Origin of the sequence: Halomonas urumqiensis (assembly GCF_003028575.1) — a bacterium.
Classification (GTDB): domain Bacteria; phylum Pseudomonadota; class Gammaproteobacteria; order Pseudomonadales; family Halomonadaceae; genus Halomonas; species Halomonas urumqiensis.
In genome coordinates this window covers 1,065,975-1,091,829 of the sequence record NZ_PYUD01000001.1, presented here as the reverse complement: position 1 = coordinate 1,091,829, position 25,855 = coordinate 1,065,975, and the positions used below count along the sequence as shown (strand labels likewise).

Here is a 25,855-nt window from a genome sequence, read left to right as displayed (position 1 = left end):
CATGGCAGAGCGTGACAGCAAAGGACGCTTCACCAAGGGGGCCAGCGGCAACCCAAGTGGACGGCCACGGAAGGCCGACGAGCTGCGCCAGTTGCTCGAGGGTGACGCCGAGGAGGTGGCCCGGAAGGTGCTCGAGGTGGCCCGCGGCGGCGACATGAACGCCTGCCGCCTGGTGCTCGAGCGCCTGGTGCCCGCCGTCCGCCCTGCTCATGCCTGCGTGACCTTCGAGCTGGACGAGGAGAAGCCGCTGGCTGATCAGGGCCGGCAGATCCTCGCCGCCGTGGCCACCGGTGCTCTACCACCCGACCAGGGGAAAGCATTGCTGGACGCCCTGGCCGCCTTGGCCCGGGTAACCGAAATTGACGAGATCGACCGCCGACTGAAAGCCATCGAGGAGGCATCCAATGTCCACTGAACGACCATACGGCGACAATCAGCGCCGCCTGGCCAACGCCGACCCGCTGGAAAGCTACCGGGTCGCCATCGTCGTCAAAGGCCAGCGACGCGCCACACTGGCTGGTCGCGACATTGATCAGCTCAAGGGCCGCGCCTTCAACTTCGCCGCCGCCCAGGGCTGGCACAGGCCCATCGTGGAGGTGCTGACATGAGGCGTGACTTACAACGGCGACTCGACGCCCTGGCCCATACCGCCCAGGTGAGCGAATTTCAGCGGGACGTCGCCAAGGTGAGCAACCTCATGGACGAGCTGTCAGACCTGGCTTCCGGCGGCGATGGCGATGTCCGAAAATCGGGCTTCGGCCTGGCCGAACAGATGGAGAACAGCCATGGCACGAAGTAGCCTTACCGAAATCGAGCGCCGCCTGGCTTCCCTGGAGTCCGCGGGCAAGGATCTGCCAGAAATATGGATTGGCCCGCCTGAGCGTGGTTTGGCCGGCTGGGAGTGTATGGGCCAGAACACCATTGGCTCACAGAAGGTTCATCGCCTGCCCGGCGAGTCTGACGAGGAGCTTGCTGACCGCGCCCGTGAGTGCATGAAGGCGATGCACCGCGAGGTGCCCAGCACCGCGAGAGCTGCCGTCTACTTCGCGATCGACCATGAGGGGATGAGCCGATGAGCCGGGAGAAGCTGAGGCAGCGCCTTGAGCGCCTGGAGAACGACCGATTCATCACCGCTGATGGCGTTGAGGCGGTATTCATCACCGTCGCGGACAACAGCAAGGAGGGCGCCGGCAAGCCCCTGCCGACGAGGGGCTGGATGTTCCAGCGCCATGGCGGCGCCGATGATGTGGTGACGATGCGGGAGCCTGGAGAGGATGACGACAGCCTGCGTGAGCGTCACCTGGCCGCAGTCCGCCCGCTGCTGCCCCAGGGCAGCGTGCCGATGTTCCTGCCGATCAACCCGGAGTGATCCATGGCTCGCGACCCATTCGCCCACGCCCTGCGCAACAGCGCCGCTTATCGTGCCGACCGGCTGGAGGAGGAGCGCGAGCGCCTATACCGGCGCCTGAAATGGGCTCTGCATCGCGGCGACGAACGCGCGGTGGCCTGGCTTGAGAGGCGAATCGAGGAGCTGGATACAGACCTGGCCGACAAGATTGCCCCAGGGAAAGCGCGTGGCAGGCATGACAGGTACCGAAGCAACCGCTGATGCCCGGCACACAAAAAACCCGCCCGGTACCGTTTTTGGCATGTTGGGCGGGTTGTTGGGCAGCCTAAGAAATCGTCTATAAGCTGCTGATTTACATAGAATACTGGCGGAGGGGGAGGGATTCGAACCCTCGAAGCCTTTCGACTTACACACTTTCCAGGCGTGCTCCTTCGACCACTCGGACACCCCTCCGCATTGTCATCCTCGAATGTGGGGCCATGTGTTGCATGCGCCTTTCCCTCGAGAACGGCGCGTATGTTATCGACTTAAGTGCGCGTTTGCAAGCCGTTTTCGGGTCAATCAGCGGCCAGTACCGCGTAGTCACCGTGGGCTTCGAGGCATAGTGTGTCGCCGCACCAGAGTTGCTGAATCAGGGCGATGCGCCCTCTTCCGCGGGCCGCCAGGCTGTCGGCGAGCTCTACCGGGCCGGTGTCGTGTTCAGGGAAGCAGGTGATGCGGTAGTCGTCGGTTACCGGAGCCAGGAAGCGCTGGCTGGCCTCTGCTACCACCACGTCACGGGCCAGGCTGTGGCGGCGCAGCCACAGGGTTACCCAGCACCAGCCCAGCAAGGTGGTCTGCGCGGTGAGCGAACCACCGAAGCCGGTTCCCTTGTCGTTGAGGCTGGGGGGCAGGGCCAGCTCCCAGGCAAGCGTCAGGTCATCTCGTACCATGCGCTGGATACCAAGATGCTCGACCATGGGAATCGCCTCGCGCAACCAGGCCAGAAAGACGGCAGGGTCATCCTCCTGACCAGGTGCCGGCAATGGCAGCCTGGGGTGGGGATTGCCTATCTCGCGCATGATGTTGCCTCCCATGATGGTGCTGGAGATCATCGGCTCCGATTGTCAGTTCGTGTCAGGTCCAGCGTTCCACGAAGTCGTCGATCCTGTGGTCCGGCAACGGCTTGTGGCGACCGGCGAGCTGGCCGATATAGAGAAACGCCACGACTTCATCATCATCGTCGAGGGTCAGGCCCTTGCGAACGGTGGTGTCGAAGGCGTACTTGCCGCTGCGCCACATGGCACCCAGGCCAAGCGCATGAGCGGCAAGTAAGATGCCATGCGCCGCACAGCCTGCCGAGATCACCTGCTCGATCCTCGGCACCTTGGGCACGTCGGGGGTGACCTTGGCGATCACCGCGATCACCATGGGGGCACGCAGGGGTTTCTTGCGCGCTGAAACCAGCAACGCGTCGTCCGCATGCGGGTCTTCACGGAACTCTGCTTCGGCGAACAATTCGCCGAGCCTTGCCAATCCCTCTCCCGAGAATTCGATGAACCGCCAGGGGCGCATTTCCTTGTGATCCGGCGCGCGCAGCGCGGCCTTGTACAGCGCCTCGAGTTGCTCGGGTGTGGGCGGTGGCCCCATCAGCTTGCCCATGGAACTGCGTTCATGCAGCAGCGTCAGCGCATCCATCAAGAGCCTCCCTTGGCTTGGCTTGGGTTGGACGAGAACGTTTCTCGTCACTCTATCAGCTAACCCACCTGGGATCAGCTTCGGGGCCGCCCCAGATGAAGGTGACGGTTGAGGTCATTGCCGGGCCAACCGCATCGGCTGCGGTGGACGCTCGCCAGGCGTGGCACGCCATGGGCTGATGTCGAGCCCACCGCGGCGCACGTAGCGGGCCAGCACCAGCAGGCGCTCGGGGCGGGCCTGGGCCATCAGGTCGGTGAAGATGTGTTCCACGCAGTGCTCGTGGAAATCCTGGTGCTGGCGATAGCCGATCAGGTAGCGCAGCAGGCCCTCCCGGTCGAGCTTCGGGCCACGATAGCGGATCATCACACTGCCCCAGTCCGGCTGGCCGGTGACCGGGCAGTTGGACTTGAGCAGATGCGAGTGCAGGGTCTCCTCGACGATCTCCTCCCCCGCCGCCAGGTGCCCGGCGCTTGGTGTATAGTCATCGACGGCGATATCCAGCTCGTCGATGCAGTCACCAGGCAGGCCATGCGGCATCAATACGGGGTCCTCGACTCCGTACAGCGCCACATCCACGGCAACGCCAGCCGCCGCTTCCAGGTCACGCCTGAGTGTGTCGATCACCGCGTCACGATCCTGGAAGCGGGTCTGGTTGAAACTGTTGAGATAGAGCTTCCACGACTTGGATTCGATCAGCCTCGGCGAATCCGCGGGCACCCGAAAGCGCGCCACGGCCACCAGCGGCTTGCCACGCGCATTCAGCCAGGAGACTTCGAAGGCGAACCACTCATCTTCTCCAACGAACGGCAGCGCGTCCTCTTCGATACCCAGTGGTGCACGGTTGGCGGCACGCGCAATCGGGTATAGCAAGCCGGCATCATAATGCTCGGGATAGGCGGATTCGCGGCCCAGCGGGGCGTTGCTGAGGGTAGCGGGTCGAGGGTGTGTCATCAGCTGCGAATCCCCTTGCCGCGATCGAGCATCCACAGGGCCAGGCCAAACAGCACCACGATGAAGCCGAGGATGGCGGCCAGCGCCCAGCCCACCGGAATGTCGGAGACGCCGAGAAAGCCGTAGCGGAACACGTTGACCATATAGAGGATCGGGTTGAGCATCGACACGCCCTGCCAGAACCCCGGCAACAGCGAGATCGAATAGAACACCCCGCCAAGATAGGTCAACGGTGTGAGAATGAAGGTCGGCACGATCGAAATATCATCGAACTTGTTGGCCAGCAGCGCGTTGATGAAGCCACCGATCGAGAACAGCGCCGCGGTAAGCACCACCACTCCGATGGTCAACATAGGGTGCGCGACACTGATGCGCGTGAAGAACAGCGATACGATGGTGACGATCACCCCGACCCCCAGGCCACGGGCCATGCCGCCCAGCACGAAGCCGCTGAGGATCACCCAGTTGGGCATCGGCGAGACCATCATCTCCTCGATGGAGCGCTGGAACTTGTTGGAGAAGAAGCTCGAGGCGACGTTGGAGTAGCTGTTGGTGATCACCGACATCATGATCAGCCCGGGCACGATGAAATCCATGTAGGTGAAGCCATCCATCTCGCCGATGCGCGAGCCGATCAGGCTGCCGAAGATGATGAAGTACATGGTCATGGTGATCGACGGTGGCAGCAGTGTCTGCGGCCAGATGCGCGTGAAGCGCTTGATCTCCTTGAGCACCAGGGTCCACAACGCGATGGCGATCTGCATCGGGCTCATGCGCGCACCTCCTTGTCGGCGGCGGCCTTGTCGAGGGCCTCATTGCCCTGCTCCACCATCGAGACGAACATCTCCTCGAGCCGGTTGGCGCGGTTGCGCATCGACACGACCTCGATGCCCTGCTCGCCCAATGCGGTAAAGATATCGTTGAGGCGCTGGCCACGGTGCACCAGCACCGCCAGTTGCGACGAATCGACTTGGTTGACCTCGAAACCGGCGATGTCCGGTAGCGAATCCACCGGGCGCGCGAGGTCGAACAGAAAGGTCTCGGTATCCAGCTCGGTAAGCAACTCGCGAACGCTGGTGTTACGGATGATGTCGCCGTGGTTGATGATCGCCACATTACGACACAGGCTTTCGGCCTCTTCGAGGTAGTGGGTGGTGAGGATGATGGTGGTGCCCTCATCACGATTGATGCGCCGCATGTACTCCCACATGCTGCGCCGCAACTCGATATCCACGCCTGCCGTCGGCTCATCCAGGATCAGGATCCGCGGGCGGTGCATCAGCGCGCGGGCGATCATCAAGCGTCGCTTCATGCCACCGGAAAGCATCCGCGCGCTGCCGTTGCGCTTGTCCCACAGGCCCAGGTCACGCAGCAGCTCTTCAGCGCGCGGCAATGCCTCACGGCGTGGCATGCCATAGTAGCCGGCCTGGGCCAGCACGATGTCGATGACCTTCTCGAACTGGTTGAAGTTGAACTCCTGGGGCACGACGCCGAGGTGGTACTTGGCCCGTGCAAAGTCGCGGTCGACATCGATACCGAAGATCGACACCTTGCCGGCGCTTTTCTGTACCAGCGAGCAGACCACCCCCAGGGTGGTCGACTTGCCCGCGCCGTTGGGGCCAAGCAAGGCGAAAAAATCCCCCTCGGCGACGTCGAGATCGATGCCCTTCAGGGCCTGGAAGCCATTGCCGTAGACCTTGGTAAGGCCGCGGATGGACAGAGCCGGTTCGGCCATGCGCAATCCTTGATGATGATCAGGGTGGGCGGCGGATATGCCGTAAAGACAAATAGATATGGGGACGCGCGATCACCGCTTCAAGTCAGAGCCGGCGGCGACCCGAAACGCGGACACGGACAATCGCCTCTACGGCGTTCATCGGCGCGAGACGCAGAAAATCGCGAAAGGTTAGGCTTAGGAGCGGGAAAGGTGATTCGACCGGGCTGGCGCTCCAGATCGCGACCCAAGGATGTGCAGTCGGAGTGTTCGACGATGGAGCGGGAAACGAGATTCGAACTCGCGACCCCAACCTTGGCAAGGTTGTGCTCTACCACTGAGCTATTCCCGCTTGTCGAGTACTGCTGCTTATGCGGAGTGGCGTCCCATAGGGGGTTCGAACCCCTGTTACCGCCGTGAAAGGGCGGTGTCCTGGACCACTAGACGAATGGGACGCTGCGCCATACGGAGGATTGGAGCGGGAAAGGAGATTCGAACTCCCGACCCTCGCCTTGGCAAGGCGATGCTCTACCGCTGAGCTATTCCCGCACTCACACCGTACCGGCACCTGATGAGTCGAGTGGCGTCCCATAGGGGGTTCGAACCCCTGTTACCGCCGTGAAAGGGCGGTGTCCTGGACCACTAGACGAATGGGACGTTGTCTCGGCTCGTCGAGGTGGCGCGTATGTTACTGAGCGACCATAACGCTGTCAAGCGCCTGACATGCGCGCGTTGATCCCGCGTGACGAAGCCCTGGAAACTCGCATCAACAGAATCTGTCAGTCATGTCAGAATGTGCATTGAGAGACTGATATGAAGAGCCTGATGAGACGTGTCCGACCACACTGAGTCAGTCGATACGCCAGCAAGGAGAAACGCCATGCGCAGCAAGATCGAGAAGAGCGACGCCGAATGGCGTGAACAGCTGTCCCCCGAGCAGTTTCGGGTGACCCGCGAGAAAGGCACGGAGCCCCCCTTCAGCGGCAATTACCGCGTCAGTGACGAGCATGGCATCTATCACTGCGTGTGCTGCAATGCGCCACTGTTCGAAAATGAGCACAAGTTCGATGCCGGCTGCGGTTGGCCAAGCTTCGACCGCCCCCTGGGCCAGCACTGCATCGAAGAACATGCAGACGGCTCCCATGGCATGCGGCGCACCGAAGTCACTTGCTCACACTGTGATGCCCATCTCGGCCATGTCTTCCCCGACGGCCCCCCCGATACCACCGGGCTGCGCTACTGCATCAACTCCGTGGCCATCTCCTTTCACGCCGGAGAGTAACCCCGATTCGTCCATCCGAGCGCTGCCAAGGCCGCCCTTCTGCTATCATGGGCGGCCGTTTGATTGAGGCTGGAGAGGCACATGCTCGGTTGGTTCCCGGGACACATGAACAAGGCACGTCGGCAGATTCTCGAGGCGCTGCCGGAGATCGATGTGGTGATCGAGGTGCTCGACGCCCGCCTCCCCTATTCCAGCGCCAACCCGATGCTCGCCCAACTGACGCGTCACAAGCCGGTGTTGAAGATTCTCTCCCGCGCCGACCTTGCCGACCCTGAGCGCACCCGCGAATGGGCCGCTTTTTTTGACGCCATCCCCGACACGCGCGCGCTGGCGGTAACCACCACTCAGGCCCGCGAGCTCAAGCGCATACCCCAGCTGTGCCATGAACTGGCCGGGGCTGTGCGCCCCGACCGCGACGTGCGGGTGATGGTGATGGGCATTCCCAATGTCGGCAAGTCGACACTGATCAATGGCCTGGCCGGGCGCAGCATCGCCAGGACAGGTAACGAGCCGGCGGTCACCAAGCGCCAGCAGAAGGTGCGCATCGGTGGCCGTGTCGCGCTGACCGACACCCCGGGCGTGCTGTGGCCGAAGATCGAGGATCAGGCCAGTGCCTATCGGCTGGCCGCCAGTGGCGCGATTCGCGACACCGCCATCGACTATGTCGATGTCGCCGTGGTCACGGCCGCGGAGCTCGCCAAGCGCTACCCCGATGCATTGAAGGCACGCTTCAAGCTTGCCGAACTGCCCGCCTACGTGGCCAACCCCGACGCCGAGCGCGTCGAGGCTGATGGCCCGGCACGCACCGACCTGCTGGCACTCGCCGGCTTCGATGGTCATGCCATTCTCACCGAGATCGCCGCACGCCGCGGTGGCCTGCGCGCCGGAGGAGCAGTCGACCTGCACCGCGGCGCCGAAGTGCTGCTGCACGAGCTACGCGATGGCAAGCTCGGCCGGCTCACCCTGGAAACACCGTCGGACATTCCCGCCGAGCCGGCACCACAGGATGATGGCCCCGATTCCTCTCAACCCGCATAATCCGCCAAGTGCCGGCGCGATAGCCGCGCATCCGACAACATGACAGCCCAGGGCGCCCACGCTTCTGAATGACACTGGACACCAAACGACATGGACAACACCCCGATCCGGAAATCGCACAAGCTGCACAACGTCTGCTATGACATTCGTGGCCCGGTGCTCGACCACGCCAAGCGCCTGGAAGAAGAAGGTCAGCGCATTCTCAAGCTGAATATCGGCAACCCCGCGCCGTTTGGTTTCGAGGCACCGGAGGAGATCCTTCAGGACGTGATGCGCAACCTGCCCACCGCCCAGGGCTACTGCGATTCCAAGGGGCTCTATTCGGCACGCAAGGCGATCATGCAGGAGTGCCAGCGCAAGGAGATACCGGGAGTTGGTATCGAGGACATCTACATCGGCAACGGGGTGTCCGAGCTGATCGTGATGGCCATGCAGGCGTTGCTCAACGACGGCGACGAAGTGCTGATTCCGGCCCCCGACTACCCGTTGTGGACCGCCGCCGCCAATCTCTCGGGCGGCCATGCCGTGCACTACCTGTGCGACGAACAGGCCGATTGGGCGCCCGACATGGCTGATATCCGCGCCAAGGTCACCGCTCACACCCGGGCCATCGTGATCATCAACCCCAACAACCCCACCGGGGCCGTCTACCCGCCCGAGGTGGTTCGCGAACTGCTCGACATCGCCCGCGAGCACGACCTGGTGGTGTTCTCCGACGAAATCTACGACAAGATCCTCTACGATGACGTGACCCATGTCTCGACCGGGGCGCTGGCCAGCGACGACCAGTTGGTGGTCACCATGAACGGCTTGTCCAAGAGTTATCGCTGCGCGGGATTTCGCTCCGGCTGGATGATTCTTTCTGGCACTCTCGCCAAGCAGCGCGCCGACGACTACATCCAGGGCCTGACCATGCTGGCCTCGATGCGCCTGTGCGCCAATGTGCCGGCCCAGCACGCTATCCAGACCGCACTTGGCGGCTACCAGTCGATCAACGACCTGATCCTGCCCGGCGGCCGACTGCTCGCCCAGCGCGATATCACCATCGACAAGCTCAATGCCATCCCCGGGGTATCATGCGTCAAGCCCAAGGGCGCCCTCTACGCCTTCCCGAAGCTCGACCCCAAGGTCTACCCCATCCACGACGACCAGCAATTGGTACTCGACCTGCTGTTGCAGGAGAAGATCCTGCTGGTGCAGGGCACCGCCTTCAACTGGCCGGAACCCGACCACGTGCGCATCGTCACTCTGCCGTGGGCCGACCAACTGGGAGACGCGCTGGATCGCTTCGCGCGCTTCCTGTCGCGTTATCGCCAGTAATTCACCCAATAAATTCAGCAACGCTTGATAAACACTTGAAACCTCCGCCGGGAGGCCGTATCTAAGCAACAGCTTTTACAGGTCGCCTGCGACCTGCCAGCGCGATAACGGATGGAGACCTTCCGCAATGATGAGAATACTGCTGTTCCTGGCCACCAACCTCGGCGTGGTCCTGGTTGCCAGCATCACCCTCAGGCTGCTCGGTGTTGAACCCTACCTCAATGCCAACGGCCTCAACATGAACTCGCTGTTGATCTTCTGCTTCTTGTTCGGCATGGGGGGATCGCTGGTCTCGCTGTTCATCTCCAAGTGGATGGCCAAGCGCAGTACCGGCACGGTGATCATCGAGACGCCCTCCAACGCCACCGAAAAGTGGCTGGTGGAGACGGTGGCCGAGCTGTCACGCGAGGCCGGCATCAAGACGCCCGAGGTCGGCATATTCCCCGCCCAGCAGTCCAACGCCTTCGCCACCGGGTGGAAGAAGGATGATGCACTGGTGGCGGTGTCCGCCGGCCTGCTCAATCGCATGCGCCCGGAAGAGGTGCGCGCGGTGCTGGCCCACGAGATCGGCCACGTGGCCAATGGCGACATGGTCACGCTGGCCTTGATCCAGGGCGTGGTCAACACCTTCGTGATGTTCTTTGCGCGCGTGGTTGCCCATCTCGTGGACCAGTTCCTGAAGAGCCGCAGCGATGGGGCGGGTCTTGGCTTCATGGGCTACTTCGCCGTCGTTATCGTCGCCGAGATCGTATTCGGCGTGATCGCATCGGCGATCGTCGCCTGGTTCTCACGCTTCCGTGAGTACCGTGCCGACTCGGCTGGTGCAAGGCTTGCCGGCTCCGGCGCCATGATCAACGCCCTGGCACGCCTCAAGGCCGAAACCGAAATGCCTGACCAGATGCCGGATACGATGCGCGCCATGGCCATTACCAAGGGCCAGACCCGCTCACTGATGGAGCGACTCTTCGCCAGCCACCCGCCGCTGGACGACCGAATCCGCGCGCTCAAGGAAGCAGCCTACCGGGAATGAGGGGCGGCGGGCGGGCTTGCCGTCAACCGTTCGCGACCCGAAAGCCAGCCCCAGTCAGCAGCGGCGCCAAGGACTTGGCGCCGCTTTTCAGGTCGATCTCAAGGGTGGCGAACTCACGGCGCAGCGGATAGTTGGCACGGCAGTGATCGAAGCCCTTGGCCACCCCCTGGCGGCGGATTTCACGCTGCAGGCTGTCGTGGTCACGGCGCACGTCGTGAACCGCACGCAGGCTTAGCCGCAACGCCTCCTCCGCTGTCAGTCCGCCATCCAGTTCGAGCCTTGCCACCGGCGGTGCGGGCAATAGCTCGCCAAGTGTGACCCTCTCCGGCAAGCCGACATGGCGGACCAAGGCCTGGTAGACCTGATGGGTACCACGCAGCTTGCCATCCAGGCTATGGCCGGCGACATGCGGAGTGGCGATGGCGGTGAGGTCGCGCAGCGCCGCATCGATACCCGGCTCATGCGCCCAGACATCCAGCACCGTGGTGATATCGCCTCGCCCCGCCAGGCGCACTCGGAGCGCGTTGCCGTCCACGCAATCCCCGCGCCCCGCATTAAGCACCACACTGCCTGGCGCAAGCGCGGCGACGCGTTCGGCATTCAGCAACTGCCGGGTGGCATGCTCACCGTGCTCGATGAGCGGGGTGTGCAGGCAGATGACATCACAACTGTCGATCAAGGTGTCGAGGTCGACGAAGTCCGCACCACTCTCGGTGTCGGCACGGGGTGGATCGCAGGCCAGGCACGGGATGCCCATGGCATCAAGCCGCCGCCACAGCCGCCCTCCGACGTTACCCACCCCCACGATGCCGACTCTGCGCTCACTGAGCCACCAGCCCTGGCGCTCGGCCAGGGTGGCAAGGCTTCCCACCACATAATCCACTACCGCCTCGGCGTTACAGCCCGGGGCGCTGGCAAAGCCGATGTCACGCGCCTCAAGCGCCGCGAGATCGACATGGTCGGTGCCAATGGTGCAGGTACCCACGAAGCGCAGCTTGTTCGCCTGGGCAAGCAGGGCCTCGTCGACCCGAGTGATGGAGCGCACCACCAGCGCATCGATGTCACGCAGCGCGTCAGCCGCCATGTCACGGCCAGGCAAGCGCACCACCTCACCTAGTGGTCCAAAGCACGTCTCGGCGGCCGGCACATTGGCATCGACGAGAATCCTCATTCGTTCACTCCCAGTAGAGTTCCTCCAGCACCAGTGCCGGTATCGGTGAATTGCCCCAGGCGCCCTTGAGACCAGTCTTGCGGATCGACTGGTGCGGTTTCATGAACAGGAAGACATTGACAGCCTCATCTGCCAAGAGACGTTGTGCCCTGGCCATCAACCGGTGTCGTTTGGCCTCGTCCGCCGTCGACTCGATGGCCTGCCATAGTGCTCGAAACTCGGCGCTATGGTAATTGAAGTAGTAGTCATCCCGGGCATAAATATCGATGTCCAGTGGCTCGACATGAGACACCAGGGTCATCTGATAGTCGTGGCGCGTGAAGACTTGCGACAGCCACTCGCCCCAGGTCAGGCGTTCCAGTTCGACCTTGATGCCCACGGCCTCGAGATCCGAGGCCACGTAGAGCCCACCAAGCTCTGCGTAAATCGTCGGCGGAAGGCTAAGGGTCAGCGCGAGGGAATCGGCCACCCCGGCTTCCTCGAGGAGCGCCCTGGCTCGCTCACGGTCATGGGGGTAGCGATCGGCGAGATCCACATAAGCCGGATGCAGGGGTGAAAAGTGGCTGCCGATCAGTGGTGGCTTGTTGCCTGGATAGATGTCGAGCATCGCCTGACGGTCGATCGCATGGGCCAGCGCACGACGTACTCGCCGGTCGGCGAACGGCGCATGGGCGTGGTTCAAGGCCAGGATGACTTCGCCCTCGCTGATGCCATCCTCGATCACATAGTCATGGCGCTGCGCCAGTTGCAGGTAGGAGCCCAAGCTACTGCCATCGGGGTAGATATCGATCAGCCCTTCGTTGAGGCCATTCTCCAGCTCCAGCCGGTTGGCCGTGAAATGGAACACCGCTTCGCTGATCGGCGGGCGCTGCCCCCAGTAGCCATCAAAGACCTCAAGGTGCAGCGTATCGTCTCGCCAGCCCACGAAACGATAAGGCCCAGTGCCCACGGGTTGCTGGCGATTGTCTCCAGCGGATGCGGGATGCACCATCACTGCCGCCGAGAGCCCCAGGCGAAATGGCAGCAGCGCATCGGCACGTGAGAGGATGAGCTCAATCTCATCTTCGTCGATCACCTCTACTGCCTGGATCGCCTGGAACAGATGGTGCTGGGGATTATCGCTCGTCTCGTTCACCAAACGCTCGAGGCTGAAGGCGGCCGAATGAGCATCGAACACCTCACCATCATGAAACAGCACCCCGCGTCGCAGTTCGAAGCGAATCGACCGGCCATCATCGGCGACCGCCCAGTGGCGTGCCAACGCCGGCTGTACCCGCCCTTCCCGGTCGATGCGTGTCAGCCCCTGGAAAACATTGAGGTGCATGGCCTCGGCGGTGGTGGCCGAGGCCGTCTGGGTAGGGTCAAGATGCGGCGGCTGCAGTTGCAGCTCCACTTGCACGGCATCGCTGGCGGCAGCGTGGTCCACCAACATCACCAGGCACAGGCTTGCCAGTGCCATCTTGAGCGTCGACAGTCGAATCATCGCGGACCTCCCTCATCATCTTGACGCCGGCGGCGTACCACCAGACGGTTACGGCCCTGTCGCTTGGCTTGATAGAGCGACTCGTCCGCGGCCTTGAGGGTGAGGGCATAGTCACCACCCGGCAGACGAGAGGCAAGACCGATACTGACCGACACCGTGATGGGCTGATCGCCGATCACAAAAGGTGCCGCGGAGATCCGCTCTCTTGTCCGTTCCAGAGCATCCTGGGCAAGTGGCGCCGCCTCGCCCGGGAACAGCGCAACGAACTCCTCGCCGCCGTATCGAGCAAGCAAGCTTCCTTCCGGCATGTTCGCCTGCAGCAGATCGGCGACCCAGCGGATAACCTCGTCACCGACATCATGTCCATGTCGATCGTTGACCAGCTTGAAGTTGTCGATATCGATCATCGCAACGCAGTAAGGCTGGTCTTCCAAGGACTCGCGGTAGGTATTGAGAGTGCGTTCGAAGTAATGACGATTCTTGAGCTGGGTCAGCGCATCGTGGGTGGCCAGGAAATCGAGCTCATCGTTCATGGCCATGATGCGTTGCTCGTTGTGATTGATGCGCGCGACATAGTGACGAATCGTCTGCGCCATGCGCGCGATCTCGTCGCGGCCCATCACGGCAATGTCATCGGCCACCGGGCGCTCACGCGCGATGGCGCGCTGCAGCGTAACCAACCGCCCCACCACCGAACGCTGGATGAACACTACCGTGGCCAGCACGACCAGTATCACGCCGACTACCGACGACTTGAGGATCGTTTCGCGCCGGGCAATATCCTTCTCGAGCACATCGACGGTTTGCTGGATGTCATGGCGGATATCGCCGACATGAAAGCTCACCGCCACGCCAAGATCTCTCGACAGCATACGGTTGGCGCGAATCAGCTCCGCGATCCGAGCTTCCACATCAGCCAGTTGCACGAGATCAGCCTGGTCGGGCTCACCAGGACTTCCAACACCACTTCGCAGGTCAGCCCTCAAGTCGATGCGCTGCTGAACCCAGCGGTCGAGTTGGGCAAGGTTCTCGACCAGCCGCTCGCGAGCCTGAAATATCTCCTCGAAATGCGCATCGCTGCCGCGCAGTTCGATCAGCTCGCTGGCTAATCGGTCGATCCATTCGCGCCGGTCGCCGATCTCGAACATCGCCTGGCGACGGTGAAAGTGGTTCTCGGCAAGTAACAACATGGCGCTGCTGGCTACCATGCTCTCGCTCTGCTGGAGCAAGCGACTGGCGGTGAGCAAGCCACGCGTCTGATCTTCGGCAAGTGAGGTGACGGTGCTGCGATACTGGGAAAACGAGGCGAGAGCCAGCACAATCACGCCAAGCGTGACCAGTGTCATCAATGCCGTGAGTGCCACCGACCTGGTTGTCAGCCCCATGCTTGCCCCGTGCGTTGCGTCATGCCGCTACTTTTTTCAGGCAAGACGGGCAACACATTAACAAATTATGAATAGCGCGACGATTGACCAGCTTGTCAACGTAGATAAACGGTTTGTCCGCCACGTCCAAGCCCTTACAATGAGCTCCCCACGAGGGCTGCATCGAGCGATGCGGCCACTGCCTTTTTCGAACCGTGACCTACCCTGGGAGCCACCGTGATCGTCCGCTGGGAAACCGACCATGACTATGTGCTGGTGCATGTCCATCAGGACATGTTCGGCGACTGGATCTTCAGCCGCGCCTGGGGGCAAATCGGTACGCAGTTCGGGGGGCTCAAGCATCAGTTGGCCGACGACCACGACCAGGCCATGATGTGGTTGGGTGACGAGGCCACCATCCAGTCCTCACGCGGTTTTCGCAAGGTGCTCGAGGTCGACGAACGAACGCCGGAGGGTCGTCAGGCGGTTCGTCAGCTCTCGCTGCTCGACTCGTGAGTCGTGAGCCAAATCGCCTGCCAACCTATAGCTCAGGGCGCAGCCCGGCCGGTCATCCCAGGTAACGCCGGCCATTGCGCATCTCCGCTGGCCTGGCATGTCCGGGTTCCGGGCCCTCGAGTGATCGTTGCAGCTTCCGCCATTCCGCATCATTGAGCCAGCCTCGCGCTTCGAGCCAACCGACCAGACGCTCCACCTCGAAACCGCGGTCAAGCTCAGCGCCATCGTCGGCCACCAGTACGGGGATTCGCACCCCGTAGCGCTCGACCAGTGCATCATCCTCGCTGATCTCGACCCGTTCGAGGCGATAGTCCTCGGCGCACAGCGTGCGTAGTATTGCCTCTAGCTGGCTGCACAGGTGGCAGCCAAGCGTGGTGTAGAGCGTAAGCGTGATCATGCCGCCTCCCGGTGGCGAATCAGGAACACATGGTGCAGGTCGGGGCGCCGGTTGAAGTCCGGGTCGAAGGTCTTCGCTGAAATGTCCTCCACCGCGTAGTGCGCCGCCAGATCGGCATCCAGCTTGAAGCGGCGCTGGTTGTTGGAAAACACCAGCGTACCACCCGGCGCCAGCCGGGCCATGGCCAGACGCACCAGGCGCCCGTGGTCGCGCTGTATGTCGAGGGTATCGTCCATCTTCTTGGAATTCGAAAACGTCGGTGGGTCCATGAAGATCAGGTCGAACTGGCCATTGGCGGTCTCGAGCCAGCGCAAACAGTCATCACGCACGACGCGGTGGCGGCCAGGATCCAGGCGGTTCAGGGCGAAGTTGTCGCGCGCCCATTCGAGATAGGTGTTGGAAAGATCCACACTCACGCTGTCGCTCGCACCGCCCTCCTTTTCCGACCCCAGGGCCGCCTGCACCGTCGCCGTAGCCGTATAGCAGAACAGGTTCAGGAAGCGCCTGCCCGCAGCCATTTCGCCGAGCAGGCGACGCACCGGGCGGTGGTCCAGAAACAGGCCGGTATCGAGATAGTCGCGCAGGTTGACCCACAAGCGCGCCCTTCCCTCGCGAACCTCGAAGCGCTCACCACTGGTGGCCTGCTTCTGATACTGGGCGCGGCCACCCTGGCGCTCACGCCGCTTGATCACCACCTTCCCCGGGTCAATCTCGAGCACCTCGGGGATCACCGCAAGCGCATCGAACAGGCGCTTTTGCGCCTGGGCGGCATCAATGGTCTTGGGCGGTGCATATTCCTGAACATGGGCCCGATCACCATAGACATCGATGGCCAGCGCATACTCCGGCATGTCGGCATCGTAGAGCCGATAGCACGGCTCGCCGGAGCGCTTCAGCCACTTCTTGAGGCGGCGGCGGTTCTTCTCGAGACGATTGGCGAACATCTGCGCGCCTTCCGAGCGAGCCGGGCCCCTGGCCTGCTCGGATCGTTCATCAACACCTCCATCAGGGCTTGCATCAGGGCTTGTCGCCGAGCGCGCATCCGCGGCTTGGTCATCGTGGCGTTTGACACCCTCTGGCACCGCCATCAACAACAGCTTGGCCTCGAGTGGCCCATTGCGCAGCGCATACTGCTTGTGGGCGCGCAGGCCGATGCGATGCCCGAGATCAGGGTTGGCGGTAAATACCGCCAACGTCCAGCCGGGAAATGCTTGCCTGACACGCTCGCCAAGCAGCCCGTAGAGCGCCACCAGTTCAGGCAATTCGCCAAGACGTTCGCCGTAGGGAGGGTTGGTGATCACCAGTCCCGCCAGTGCATCATCGAGCCCTGTGGGTCGCGTGAGCTTGCCAAGCCCCGCACCCTTGAACTCGATCAGCGCCGGGATACCCGCGCGCATGGCGTTGGCCCTGGCTGCCGAAAGCGCCGGCGGGCTCTGATCGAACCCCAGCAACCGCGCACGACAGCGCTTGCGACCTATGCTTGCCCGCGCCTCGGCTTCACGCACGAGCTCACGCCATACGCCTGCATCGTGCCCTGCCCAACCGTGCAAGCCGAAGCGCTCACGATTCAGATTCGGCGCCATGTCGGCGGCGATCATGGCCGCTTCGATCAGCAGCGTACCTGCCCCGCACAGTGGGTCGACCAGTGGCGCTCCCTGTTTCGCCAGGGACGGCCAACCGGCGCGAATCAACAGGGCCGCGGCGAGGTTTTCCTTGAGCGGCGCGTGGCCGACGTCGCGACGGTACCCCCGCCGGTGCAGGCTATCGCCGGAGAGATCGACCCCTACGGTCAAACGCCCACGATGAAGATGCGCGTAGAGCCGCAGGTCGGGCTTTACAAGGTCGATGTCGGGGCGCGCCAGCCCTTCCGCTTGCAGCCGATCGACTACGCCATCCTTGACGGTCTGAGCGCCGAAGCGAGTATGCCGAATCGCCTCGGAGCGTCCATGAAAATCCACCGCCAGGCTCGCGCCGGGCGCCAGGTGCTCCCGCCAATCGATGCCTGCCACCACCGCGCGCAGCAGCTCGGGGGTTTCGATGCCCTCCTCCCGCGCCAGGCACAGAACGATACGATTGGCCAGCCGAGACCACAGACACGCGCGATACCCCGCAGCCAGATCCCCGCGAAAATGCACTCCTCCCACGGTGGTCTTGCCGGGTTGAGCACCCAGCTCAACCAGCTCATCCGCCAGCAGCAGCTCGATACCACGCGGGCAAGTGGCAATGAAATCAATTGCTTTGGTAGTCAAAGGTTCACTCATGAGGGTTCCAGGGAAGTTCTTGGCAGCGGGCCGGCCGGTATGACAATCCGCTGAACGGGATGTTACAAATCAAGAGTCGACAATGCCTGCCGTGATGAGCTATCAATAACTGAGTAGCTACTGAAGTACGCATGCGTTTTTTGTCACGGGGCTTCGCTCACCGGACTGAGCAACCTTTGTTGACATGTTGCGGGCAGGTTGGCTGTCCAGGCACCTGATGTCCAGTCGCTTCACCTTAGTATCGTGAGCGCTGGGGGACATGATATCCCCAGGTGGCCTTCTCAAGCTTAAGCGCCTGTCCTGATTGATACCTTTTCAAGAGGTAGTCCAATGAAACGACAGAAACGTGATCGCTTCCAGCGTGCCTATATCCATGGGTACAAGGCAGGTGTCTCAGGTCGCTCCCGCGATGATTGTCCCAGTCAGGAAATCAATCTTCGTGAATACTGGATGAGCGGTTGGCGTGAAGGTCGTGGGGATCAATGGTCGGGAATGACGGGTGTCTCCGGTATCCACAAGAACCCCATGGTAATGTAAACATTTCCTTGTTCATGATTCCCATCGAGCCCGTGGCGATTGCCACGGGCTTTCTAGTTTCCATGCCTTAAGACCCACGCCTCAAGACCCACGCCTCAAGACCCACGAATCACGCCCTTGCACTTAAGCGCTCTGGCACACTCGCCAATCAGCGCCGGGCCACGATAGATGAAGCCGGAATAGAGTTGCACCAGATCGGCGCCGGCCTCGATCTTGCCGGCTGCGGCCTCACCACTGTCGATACCGCCTACCCCGATGATCGGCATCTCGGGCAGATGAACCCGCAGCTCACGGATCACCGCGTTGGAGGATTCGAATACCGGCCTGCCTGAAAGCCCGCCCTGTTCATCGCCATGCGGCAGACCCGCCACTGCGTCACGAGACACCGTCGTGTTAGTGGCAATCACCGCATCGATGGCATTGGCTGACAATGCTCGGGCCACCAGGGCCACCTCCTCGGTCGTCATGTCCGGGGCGATCTTCACCGCCAATGGAACCCTGCGACCAAGTTCACGATCCAGCCGCAGGCCTTCGTCACGCAACGCCCCGAGCAATTGGTCGAGGTGGTCGCCGAACTGCAGGTTACGAAGCCCGGGAGTATTGGGCGAGGAAATATTGACCGTGACATAGTGAGCATGGGCATGCACCTTGCGCAGGCACAACAGGTAATCATCCACGGCTTTCTCGACCGGTGTGGTGAGGTTCTTGCCGATGTTGATACCGATCACACCGTCGTAACGACTTGCCTTTACCCTGGCCACCAGGTGGTCGACACCCGCGTTGTTGAAGCCCATGCGATTGATGATGGCGCCCTGCTCGGGCAGTCGGAACAGCCGTGGCTTCGGGTTACCCTCCTGCGGCTTGGGGGTCACCGTGCCCACCTCGACGAATCCAAACCCCAGAGCCCCCAAGGCATCGAGGTGGTCGGCATTCTTGTCCAGCCCGGCGGCAAGGCCCACCCGGTTGGAAAACCGCAGCCCCATGAGCGTCACCGAGTCATCCACCCGCTCGCCCGCAAGGATGCCGGACAATTTTAGCTTCGCGGCCAGGTCCAGCCCCGCCAATGCCCAGTGGTGGGCAGACTCGGCGTCGAGATGAAACAGCAGCGAACGAATGAGCGGATACATGGTATCTCCATGGCGGCGGCAAGGGCGGCGCGATTATAGCAGCGCAATCCCGCCACGACGATGGATGCACGAAGGCTCGCGGTAACGGCTCGTTGAGCACCTCGCCATGCGGCTGTGTTCTACTATACCCGAGCCGCCAGGGAGGCCATGACTCACCCACCAGGACGCCAAGGAGGCAAGATGAGCGAGACAACCCTGACACTGGAACATCATCTGTCCAGCATCCATGCCGCCTTGCGAGTGGATGAACTGACCCAGGTCGATGAAGCCATCGCAAGCCTCGAGCCCGCGGAAATTGCGCTGCTGCTGGAGTCGCTGCCCCTCGGCGACCGTATCCGTCTGTGGGAACGGGTGCCGGCGGAAGTCGACGGTGAAGTCCTGCTGCATGTCCACGATGAAGTGCGCTCGACACTGCTCGACGAAATGGACCCCGCCGAAATCAAGGCCGCCGCAGCGGATCTCGACACCACAGACCTTGCTGAACTCTTCGAGGATCTGCCACGCCAGGTGGCCGAGGACATGCTGCGCTCGATGGACGCGTTGCAGCGCCAGCGCCTGGAGGAGACGCTGGCCTTCGAGGAGGATAGCGCCGGGCGCATCATGCGCACCGACACCATTGCGGTGCGCGCCGATGTCAGCCTGGAGACGGCCCAACGCTTCCTGCGCTGGAAGGAGACGATCCCGGACAACACCGATGCGCTGATGGTCGTCGACCGAGATGGCTATGTGGTCGGCAAGCTGCCGCTTGCGCGATTGGTCTCTCACGACCAGGAGATCGCGGTGGCCGAGGTCATGGATGACGATATCGACACGATCAGCATGGACATGAAAACCCGTGAAGTCGCAAAGCTCTTCGAGACCCACGATCTGGTGTCGGCGCCAGTGGTGGATGTCGAAGGCAAGCTGCTCGGTCGCATCCTGATCGACGATATCGTCGACGTAATCCGCGAGAACTCCGACCAGGCGCTGATGAACATGGCCGGTCTGGACGAGGAAGAAGATCTGTTTGCGCCGGTGCTTCCCAGTGCCAAGCGTCGCGCCGTGTGGCTTGGCATCAACCTGGTGACCGCCTTTCTGGCCGCCTGGGTCATTGGTCGCTTCGAGGATGCGCTGGACCAGATCGTCGCGCTTGCCGTGCTGATGCCGATCGTCGCCAGCATGGGCGGCATCGCTGGCAGCCAGACACTGACCCTGGCCATACGCGGCCTGGCATTGGGCCAGATCAGCCGCACCAACAGCCAGTGGCTGATGCGCAAGGAAATCGGCATTTCCGCCCTTAACGGCGTGCTCTGGGCGCTGGTGGTCGCGGTGCTTGCTGTGCTGTGGTTTGGCAGCATCGGCATCGGAGTGATCATCGCCGCGGCCCTGGTGATCAACATGCTTGCCGCCGGTATCGCCGGCATCGCGATTCCGTTGATCCTCAAGCGGCTGGGCATCGACCCGGCGCTTTCCGGATCGGTGGTGCTGACCACGGTCACCGATGTGGTCGGCTTCATGGCCTTCCTTGGGCTTGCCACCCTGTTCCTGCTATAGCCGAGAGGCCAGAGGTCACTCGAGGGTTCACTGAAACCCAACAACGAACCCCGCCATTCGGCGGGGTTCAGCACTTCAGCAGCAGGGGCCTGCCACAGACCTGATCAGGTCTCGCGGCTGCTCTCGGCCAGGTCGACCAGCTCACGTACCGCCACCGCGAACAGCGGGAAGCCACCCTGGGCACCGCTGCCCACCTGTTCGAGCAGTCGACGCCAGCGCTGGTGCATGGCGTCGTGCAGCAACAACCACTGGTCGACCCGCTCGGCGGCATCTCGCGGCCCACCTTCCATCTGCAAGACGCTGACGGTCAGCGACAGTTGCTGGCGGTCGACGTCATCGCGGAAGGTATCGCGTGCCTGGGCCTGCCAGCTGTCGCGAACCTGCAGGTCGGTAATCTGCTGGATCATCCATGGCAGCTCGAGGCGGTCGCCGATCTCGTAGAACACCTCAGCGACCTTCTGCGGCTTCTCGTTGGCTTGACGTGCCGCCTGAATGATCCCGAGTGCCGCGTAGAGACTATTGGCGGCAGCGGCGGTCGAGGCCAACGCATCCGGCACGCCGGCGGCGATCAGCTCGTCGCGACGTGCCTCCCAAGCTTCACGTTCCTCGCCACGCAACCGCTTGGCAAGGCTCTCCTGCACCTGGGCCACACGCGGCGTGAAATAGTCGATTGCCTCGCGTGGACTCATGCCGGTACGGCTGCGCAGGAACCAGCGTGTAGCACGCCGAATCAGGCGCATGAGGCCCAGCATCATGTCGTACTGAACGCGGCTCTGGACCTGGTTATCTAGCGCTTCGATCTTTTCCCACAATGCGCCAAGCTGGAACACCTCGCGAGCTATCACGTAGGCCCGGGCGATCTCGGCGCGATTGGCACCGGTGGAATCCATCAAGCGTCGCACGAACACGACCCCCATATGGTCGACCAGGTCGTTGGATACCTGGGTGGCGACGATCTCGCGCTTGAGTCGGTGCTCGTACATCTCATTGTGGTAACGCTCGACCAGCACCTTGGGAAACACACGTTCCACATAGTGGGATATCGTCGGGTCATCCGGCACGTCGGAGGCGATGAGGTCGCCCTTGAGCACGCTCTTGGCATAGGAGATCAACACGGCAAGCTCAGGCAGCAACATCCCCTGCTGATTGACGCTGCGCTCCTGAAGAATCTCGTCGGTGGGCAGGAACTCGAGCTCACGATCGAGCTGGCCAGCCGCTTCCAGTTCGCTGATGAAGCGACGGAAAGGTCCGATGCCCTGGCCAGAGAGGATTTCGGAGAGATCAAGCGCCTGGGTCTGGCGGTAATTGTCGAGCAACACCAGTTCCGAGACGTCCTCGGTCATGTCGGCAAGCAGCTGGTTGCGCTGCTTGTCGGTCATGTCACCGCGCTTGACCACCTCATCGACGAGAATCTTGATATTGACCTCGTGGTCGGAGCAGTTCACGCCACCGGCGTTGTCGATGGCATCGGTATTGAGGCGTACGCCATGGGCGGAAGCCTCCATGCGGCCACGCTGGGTCATGCCAAGGTTGCCGCCCTCACCGATCACTCGACAGTTCAACTCACGGCCATTGATTCGCAAGGCGTCGTTGGCCTTGTCACCCACCTGGGCATCGGTCTCTTCGCTGCTCTTCACATAGGTCCCGATACCGCCGTTCCAGAGCAGATCGACGTGGGACTTGAGCATTGCCTGGATCAGCTCGTTGGGCGAGAGCTTGTCCTCCTTGATAGCGAAGACCTCTTTCATCTGCGCCGTGACGGCGATCGACTTGGCAGACCGCTTGAAGATGCCACCGCCCTGCGAGATCAAGGTCGTGTCGTAGTCTTCCCAGCTCGAGCGCGGCAGGTCGAACAGGCGCTTTCGCTCGGCGAAGGTGATCGCGGCATCGGGGGCCGGGTCGACGAAGATATGCAGATGGTTGAAGGCACCCACCAGGCGAATCTTGTCGGAGAGCAACATGCCATTACCGAACACATCGCCGGCCATGTCGCCGACACCCACCACGCTGAACTCGTCCTGCTGGGTGTTGATACCCAGGCCACGGAAGTGACGCTTGACCGACTCCCAGGCGCCCTTGGCGGTAATGCCCATCTTCTTGTGGTCGTAGCCGTTGGCGCCACCGGAAGCGAAGGCATCGCCCAGCCAATGACCATATTCGTTGGAAATCTCGTTGGCGATGTCGGAAAAGGTCGCGGTCCCCTTGTCGGCCGCGACTACCAGGTAGGGGTCATCATCGTCATGACGCACCACGCTCTCGGGTGGCACCACCTCGCCGCCCACCAGATTGTCGGTAACATCGAGCAAGGCGCGGATGAAGGTCTTATAACAGGCGATGCCCTCCTTCTGGAACGCTTCGCGATCCCCTTCCGGCAACCGCTTGCAGACGAAGCCACCCTTGGCGCCCACCGGCACGATCACCGCATTCTTGACTTGCTGCGCCTTGACCAGGCCAAGTACCTCGGTGCGGAAATCCTCCTGGCGATCGGACCAGCGCAGGCCACCACGCGCCACCTTGCCACCGCGCAGGTGCACACCCTCGACGCGCGGCGAGCAGACGAAAATCTCGAACATCGGGCGTGGCTTGGGAATGCCGGTGATCTTCGACGGCTGGAGCTTGATCGACAGATAGTCCTTGTGGCTTCCGTCAGCATGCGTCTGGTAGTAGTTGGTGCGCAGGCTGGCCTGGATCAGCTCGGCGAATCGGCGAAGCAACTGGTCATCGTTGAGGCTTGCCACATCATCGAGCAGGCCCTGGATGCGCGCCAGGCAGTCGTCGAGTTCGCTTTCCTGCGGGCGGTCCTCGGGGTCGAAGCGAAGTTCGAACAGCGTCACAAGCTCACGGGTGATCTCCGGATGGCTGGCCAGCGTCGAGGCGATGTAATCCTGCGACATGCCAAAGCGGATCTGTTTCAGGTAGCGGGCATAGGCGCGCAACATGGCGACTTCGCGCCAGTCCAGGTTGGCGCCGATGATCAAGCGGTTGAAGGCATCGTTGTCCGCCTCGCCGGCCCAGATGCGCTTGAATGCCTCGATGAAGGGGCCACGCATCTCCTGCAGGTTGACCTCGGTACTGGTGTGGTGCTCGAGGTCGAAGTCATGAATCCAGTAGGTGTGGTCGCTGGCCTCGATTTCGTAGGGGCGCTCACCGATCACCCGCAGGCCCAGGTTCTCCATCATAGGCAGTACATCGGAGAGCGGAATCGGCTTACCGGCATGAAACAGCTTGAGGTTGACCCCGCTGCCCTCCTCCTCGACCAGTCGATACAGCGACAGTGACAGTGGCGCGCCTTCCTCGAGCTCGATGATGTGCTGCAGGTCAAATACCGCCGTGCGCGCGCTGAAGTCGTCCCGGTAGCTGGCCGGAAAGGCGTCGCGGAAGCGGTCCATCAGAAGGTTGGCCTGCTCTTCGCCGAAGCCCTCGATGCTGGCGGTCTGAAGGTCATCACGCCAGTTGCGAGCCAGCCGCATGACCTTGGCCTCGAGGCGCTTGAGGTCATAATCCACCGGCGTTTCACCCGAGAAGCGCAGGATGAACTGGATGCGCGCCAGTACCGACTCGGACAGGTAGGTGTTGAAATCGCCGAAACTGGCGTTGAGCTCCTCGCAGAGCAGGTTCTGGATGCGCAGACGCAGTTCGGTGGAGAACACATCACGAGGCACGAATACCATGCACGAATAGAAGCGCCCGGAGCGATCCTCGCGGATGAACAGCCTGACACGGCGACGCTCGCGGATGCTGAGAATGCCAAGCGCGGTGTCGGCAAGCTCCTGGGTATCGATCTGAAACAGGTCGTCTCGTGGGTAGACCTCAAGGATCTGCAACAACTGCTTGCCGTTGTGCCCCTTGGGATTGAACCCGGCGATCTCCATCACTGACTTGAGCTTGCGCCGAAGCAGCGGGATGTTACGCGGCGAATCATTGTAGGCAGTGGCGGCAAACAGCCCCAGGAAGCGGTGTTCGCCGATAACGTTACCCTTTTCATCGTAGCGGTCGAGCGAGATGTAATCGGGGTAAGTCGGTCGATGCACACGGGCATGGTGAGCACTCTTGGCGAACGACAGTAGCTGAGGCACCAGCACGAAGTGATCGTCCTCGACACCGGTTTCAGTACGAATCCGCTCCTGATAACGCGGCTGGTCGAGGCGAAAGACACCCAGCTCGCTCCGCTTGACCTTGTGAATCTCCTGCTTGCCGCCCTTGCTCACGACATCGAATGCGTCATAGCCAAGGAAGGTAAAGTTTTCTTCCAGGAGCCACTCCAGAAACGCGATGGCCTCCTGGTGATCCACTTCGCTTACCTGAGGCGGACGGCAGGCGCGGACCTCCTCGATGGCCTCCTTCACCCGCTCGCGCATGGCATCGAAATCCGCTACGGCGGTACGCACATCGATCAATATTTCGTCGAGACTTGCCTGGATATCCTCCAGCACGGCCGGGTCCGAGTGGCGATCGACCTCGATCACGATCAGCGACTCACGCGCCTGCGAGGCAGCCTTCCCACCCGGCTCGACAACGCACTTGAGGTGATGCTTGCCATCGCGTTGGGTCTCGAGCACCGCGTTGTGGATGGCATGCACTGTCATGCCGCGTCGGTTGAGCTCTATGCGTACCGAATCGACAAGAAACGGCATATCCTCATGCAGCACGGCGACGAACGAGTGGGCGGACTGCCAGCCATGCTGCTCGAAATCAGGGTTGAAGACCCGCACCTTGGGGTCTGCCGGATTGAACTCCTGAAGGAAGTGCCAGATGGAGAGTGTCGCGCCGTAGAGGTCGTCCAGCCGACGATCCATGAGGTCATCGAAGGACACGCTTGAATAGAAGTAGCGGGCGAAGGCCTCGACTTCATCGGCCTTGTCCTTGTCCAATCGACTCCTCAAGCGTTCGGCAAGCTGCTGGAGAACATCCTGTCGGGTTTCATCTTGCGCAACGTTATACATCCATCACCTCGGCTGCCAACGGCCGCATGCCACGGCCGGGAGTATTCAACACGGCGGCCAGCTTGGCCGACTTGCCGGCAAGCTTACTCCACTCCCTGGGCAGACCCCACCAACGTGACGTTTTGCTCATGGAGCATGTCGGTTAGGCATCGCCACTTGACAG

Annotated in this window: 26 protein-coding genes and 5 tRNA genes; 13 read left to right on the top strand and 18 right to left on the bottom strand. The window is 62.1% G+C overall.

Annotation, left to right across the window (positions count from 1 at the left end; genetic code table 11):
* Position 1 precedes the first annotated feature (1 nt).
* Genes C6V82_RS04690 through C6V82_RS04665 form a run of 6 tightly spaced genes read left to right on the top strand, consistent with a single transcriptional unit; the run spans position 2 to position 1,609 of the window.
* Positions 2 to 415: a DUF5681 domain-containing protein gene (locus C6V82_RS04690; RefSeq protein ID WP_102588654.1), complete on the top strand. Its 414-nt coding sequence runs from the start codon at positions 2 to 4 to the stop codon at positions 413 to 415.
* Complete coding sequence (locus C6V82_RS04685) at positions 405 to 608, top strand: hypothetical protein (protein WP_102588653.1); 204 nt, start codon at positions 405 to 407, stop codon at positions 606 to 608. The genes C6V82_RS04690 and C6V82_RS04685 overlap by 11 nt, the downstream gene beginning before the upstream one ends.
* Positions 605 to 799, top strand: a complete 195-nt coding sequence (locus C6V82_RS04680; RefSeq protein ID WP_102588652.1) for a hypothetical protein — start codon at positions 605 to 607, stop codon at positions 797 to 799. Before C6V82_RS04685 ends, C6V82_RS04680 begins: the two co-directional genes overlap by 4 nt.
* Entirely contained in the window at positions 786 to 1,076 is a 291-nt protein-coding gene (locus tag C6V82_RS04675; RefSeq protein ID WP_102588651.1) for a hypothetical protein, read from the top strand. The genes C6V82_RS04680 and C6V82_RS04675 overlap by 14 nt, the downstream gene beginning before the upstream one ends.
* Positions 1,073 to 1,369 (top strand): hypothetical protein, encoded by a 297-nt coding sequence (locus C6V82_RS04670; RefSeq protein ID WP_102588650.1) that lies wholly within the window; start codon positions 1,073 to 1,075, stop codon positions 1,367 to 1,369. Before C6V82_RS04675 ends, C6V82_RS04670 begins: the two co-directional genes overlap by 4 nt.
* A 3-nt stretch (positions 1,370 to 1,372) precedes the next feature.
* Positions 1,373 to 1,609, top strand: a complete 237-nt coding sequence (locus C6V82_RS04665; protein WP_102588649.1) for a hypothetical protein — start codon at positions 1,373 to 1,375, stop codon at positions 1,607 to 1,609.
* 104 nt (positions 1,610 to 1,713) lie between these two features.
* On the opposite strand, the gene C6V82_RS04660 is transcribed toward C6V82_RS04665, so the two are convergent.
* The 10 genes from C6V82_RS04660 to C6V82_RS04615 all read right to left on the bottom strand — a co-directional run bounded on the left by C6V82_RS04660 (position 1,714) and on the right by C6V82_RS04615 (position 6,347).
* Positions 1,714 to 1,801 (bottom strand) — tRNA-Ser (locus C6V82_RS04660).
* 104 nt (positions 1,802 to 1,905) lie between these two features.
* Positions 1,906 to 2,409 carry a YiiD C-terminal domain-containing protein gene (locus C6V82_RS04655; RefSeq protein WP_102588863.1) on the bottom strand — a complete coding sequence of 168 codons (504 nt, stop codon included), beginning with the start codon at positions 2,407 to 2,409 and terminating at the stop codon, positions 1,906 to 1,908.
* 55 nt (positions 2,410 to 2,464) lie between these two features.
* On the bottom strand, positions 2,465 to 3,025 hold the full coding sequence (locus tag C6V82_RS04650) for a nitroreductase family protein (protein ID WP_102588648.1): 561 nt from the start codon (positions 3,023 to 3,025) through the stop codon (positions 2,465 to 2,467).
* Positions 3,026 to 3,139: 114 nt separating this feature from the next.
* A complete protein-coding gene (gene queF / locus C6V82_RS04645) occupies positions 3,140 to 3,976 on the bottom strand; it encodes an NADPH-dependent 7-cyano-7-deazaguanine reductase QueF (protein ID WP_102588647.1) in 837 nt (278 codons plus the stop codon).
* Complete coding sequence (locus C6V82_RS04640; RefSeq protein WP_102588646.1) at positions 3,976 to 4,749, bottom strand: ABC transporter permease; 774 nt, start codon at positions 4,747 to 4,749, stop codon at positions 3,976 to 3,978. Before C6V82_RS04640 ends, queF begins: the two co-directional genes overlap by 1 nt.
* Positions 4,746 to 5,711, bottom strand: coding sequence for an ABC transporter ATP-binding protein (locus C6V82_RS04635; protein ID WP_102588645.1), 966 nt, complete (start codon positions 5,709 to 5,711; stop codon positions 4,746 to 4,748). The genes C6V82_RS04640 and C6V82_RS04635 overlap by 4 nt, the downstream gene beginning before the upstream one ends.
* A 256-nt stretch (positions 5,712 to 5,967) precedes the next feature.
* A tRNA-Gly gene (locus C6V82_RS04630) sits at positions 5,968 to 6,042 on the bottom strand.
* A gap of 27 nt (positions 6,043 to 6,069) precedes the next feature.
* Positions 6,070 to 6,145: transfer RNA gene (locus tag C6V82_RS04625), tRNA-Glu, on the bottom strand.
* Positions 6,146 to 6,164: 19 nt separating this feature from the next.
* Positions 6,165 to 6,239, bottom strand: a tRNA-Gly gene (locus C6V82_RS04620).
* 32 nt (positions 6,240 to 6,271) lie between these two features.
* Positions 6,272 to 6,347, bottom strand: a tRNA-Glu gene (locus C6V82_RS04615).
* 223 nt (positions 6,348 to 6,570) lie between these two features.
* Between C6V82_RS04615 and msrB the strand changes: the two genes are divergently transcribed.
* The 4 genes from msrB (at position 6,571) to htpX (ending at position 10,360) form a co-directional block, all read left to right on the top strand.
* Entirely contained in the window at positions 6,571 to 6,972 is a 402-nt protein-coding gene (gene msrB, locus C6V82_RS04610; RefSeq protein WP_102589680.1) for a peptide-methionine (R)-S-oxide reductase MsrB, read from the top strand.
* 81 nt (positions 6,973 to 7,053) lie between these two features.
* Positions 7,054 to 8,010: a ribosome biogenesis GTPase YlqF gene (gene ylqF / locus C6V82_RS04605; RefSeq protein ID WP_102589679.1), complete on the top strand. Its 957-nt coding sequence runs from the start codon at positions 7,054 to 7,056 to the stop codon at positions 8,008 to 8,010.
* Between the two features lie 90 nt (positions 8,011 to 8,100).
* The gene (locus tag C6V82_RS04600) at positions 8,101 to 9,330 is read left to right on the top strand and encodes a pyridoxal phosphate-dependent aminotransferase (protein WP_102589678.1); all 1,230 of its coding nucleotides are present in this window, start codon (positions 8,101 to 8,103) and stop codon (positions 9,328 to 9,330) included.
* Between the two features lie 127 nt (positions 9,331 to 9,457).
* Entirely contained in the window at positions 9,458 to 10,360 is a 903-nt protein-coding gene (htpX, locus tag C6V82_RS04595) for a protease HtpX (protein WP_102589677.1), read from the top strand.
* Between the two features lie 22 nt (positions 10,361 to 10,382).
* On the opposite strand, the gene pdxB is transcribed toward htpX, so the two are convergent.
* Genes pdxB through C6V82_RS04580 form a run of 3 tightly spaced genes read right to left on the bottom strand, consistent with a single transcriptional unit; the run spans position 10,383 to position 14,399 of the window.
* A complete protein-coding gene (gene pdxB, locus C6V82_RS04590; protein ID WP_102589676.1) occupies positions 10,383 to 11,531 on the bottom strand; it encodes a 4-phosphoerythronate dehydrogenase PdxB in 1,149 nt (382 codons plus the stop codon).
* A 4-nt stretch (positions 11,532 to 11,535) separates the two neighbouring features.
* Complete coding sequence (locus C6V82_RS04585) at positions 11,536 to 13,014, bottom strand: ABC transporter substrate-binding protein (RefSeq protein ID WP_102589675.1); 1,479 nt, start codon at positions 13,012 to 13,014, stop codon at positions 11,536 to 11,538.
* Positions 13,011 to 14,399 (bottom strand): GGDEF domain-containing protein, encoded by a 1,389-nt coding sequence (locus C6V82_RS04580; protein WP_102589674.1) that lies wholly within the window; start codon positions 14,397 to 14,399, stop codon positions 13,011 to 13,013. Before C6V82_RS04580 ends, C6V82_RS04585 begins: the two co-directional genes overlap by 4 nt.
* Before the next feature lie 216 nt (positions 14,400 to 14,615).
* On the opposite strand from C6V82_RS04580, the gene C6V82_RS04575 reads away from it, so the two are divergent.
* Positions 14,616 to 14,894 carry a hypothetical protein gene (locus C6V82_RS04575; RefSeq protein WP_102589673.1) on the top strand — a complete coding sequence of 93 codons (279 nt, stop codon included), beginning with the start codon at positions 14,616 to 14,618 and terminating at the stop codon, positions 14,892 to 14,894.
* A gap of 52 nt (positions 14,895 to 14,946) precedes the next feature.
* On the opposite strand, the gene C6V82_RS04570 is transcribed toward C6V82_RS04575, so the two are convergent.
* Positions 14,947 to 15,291 (bottom strand): glutaredoxin family protein, encoded by a 345-nt coding sequence (locus C6V82_RS04570; protein ID WP_102589672.1) that lies wholly within the window; start codon positions 15,289 to 15,291, stop codon positions 14,947 to 14,949.
* Positions 15,288 to 17,552: a bifunctional 23S rRNA (guanine(2069)-N(7))-methyltransferase RlmK/23S rRNA (guanine(2445)-N(2))-methyltransferase RlmL gene (gene rlmKL, locus C6V82_RS04565; RefSeq protein WP_102589671.1), complete on the bottom strand. Its 2,265-nt coding sequence runs from the start codon at positions 17,550 to 17,552 to the stop codon at positions 15,288 to 15,290. The genes C6V82_RS04570 and rlmKL overlap by 4 nt, the downstream gene beginning before the upstream one ends.
* Before the next feature lie 330 nt (positions 17,553 to 17,882).
* Here rlmKL and rmf point away from each other — a divergent pair, with 330 nt between their 5' ends.
* Positions 17,883 to 18,089 (top strand): ribosome modulation factor, encoded by a 207-nt coding sequence (gene rmf, locus C6V82_RS04560; protein WP_102589670.1) that lies wholly within the window; start codon positions 17,883 to 17,885, stop codon positions 18,087 to 18,089.
* A gap of 95 nt (positions 18,090 to 18,184) precedes the next feature.
* Here rmf and C6V82_RS04555 read toward each other — a convergent pair whose 3' ends face one another.
* Positions 18,185 to 19,216, bottom strand: coding sequence for a quinone-dependent dihydroorotate dehydrogenase (locus tag C6V82_RS04555; RefSeq protein WP_102589669.1), 1,032 nt, complete (start codon positions 19,214 to 19,216; stop codon positions 18,185 to 18,187).
* Positions 19,217 to 19,396: 180 nt separating this feature from the next.
* On the opposite strand from C6V82_RS04555, the gene mgtE reads away from it, so the two are divergent.
* Entirely contained in the window at positions 19,397 to 20,749 is a 1,353-nt protein-coding gene (gene mgtE, locus C6V82_RS04550; protein WP_102589668.1) for a magnesium transporter, read from the top strand.
* A 104-nt stretch (positions 20,750 to 20,853) separates the two neighbouring features.
* On the opposite strand, the gene C6V82_RS04545 is transcribed toward mgtE, so the two are convergent.
* Positions 20,854 to 25,692, bottom strand: coding sequence for an NAD-glutamate dehydrogenase (locus C6V82_RS04545; protein WP_102589667.1), 4,839 nt, complete (start codon positions 25,690 to 25,692; stop codon positions 20,854 to 20,856).
* Entirely contained in the window at positions 25,685 to 25,822 is a 138-nt protein-coding gene (locus C6V82_RS18085) for a hypothetical protein (protein ID WP_180978355.1), read from the bottom strand. Before C6V82_RS18085 ends, C6V82_RS04545 begins: the two co-directional genes overlap by 8 nt.
* Positions 25,823 to 25,855 lie beyond the last annotated feature (33 nt).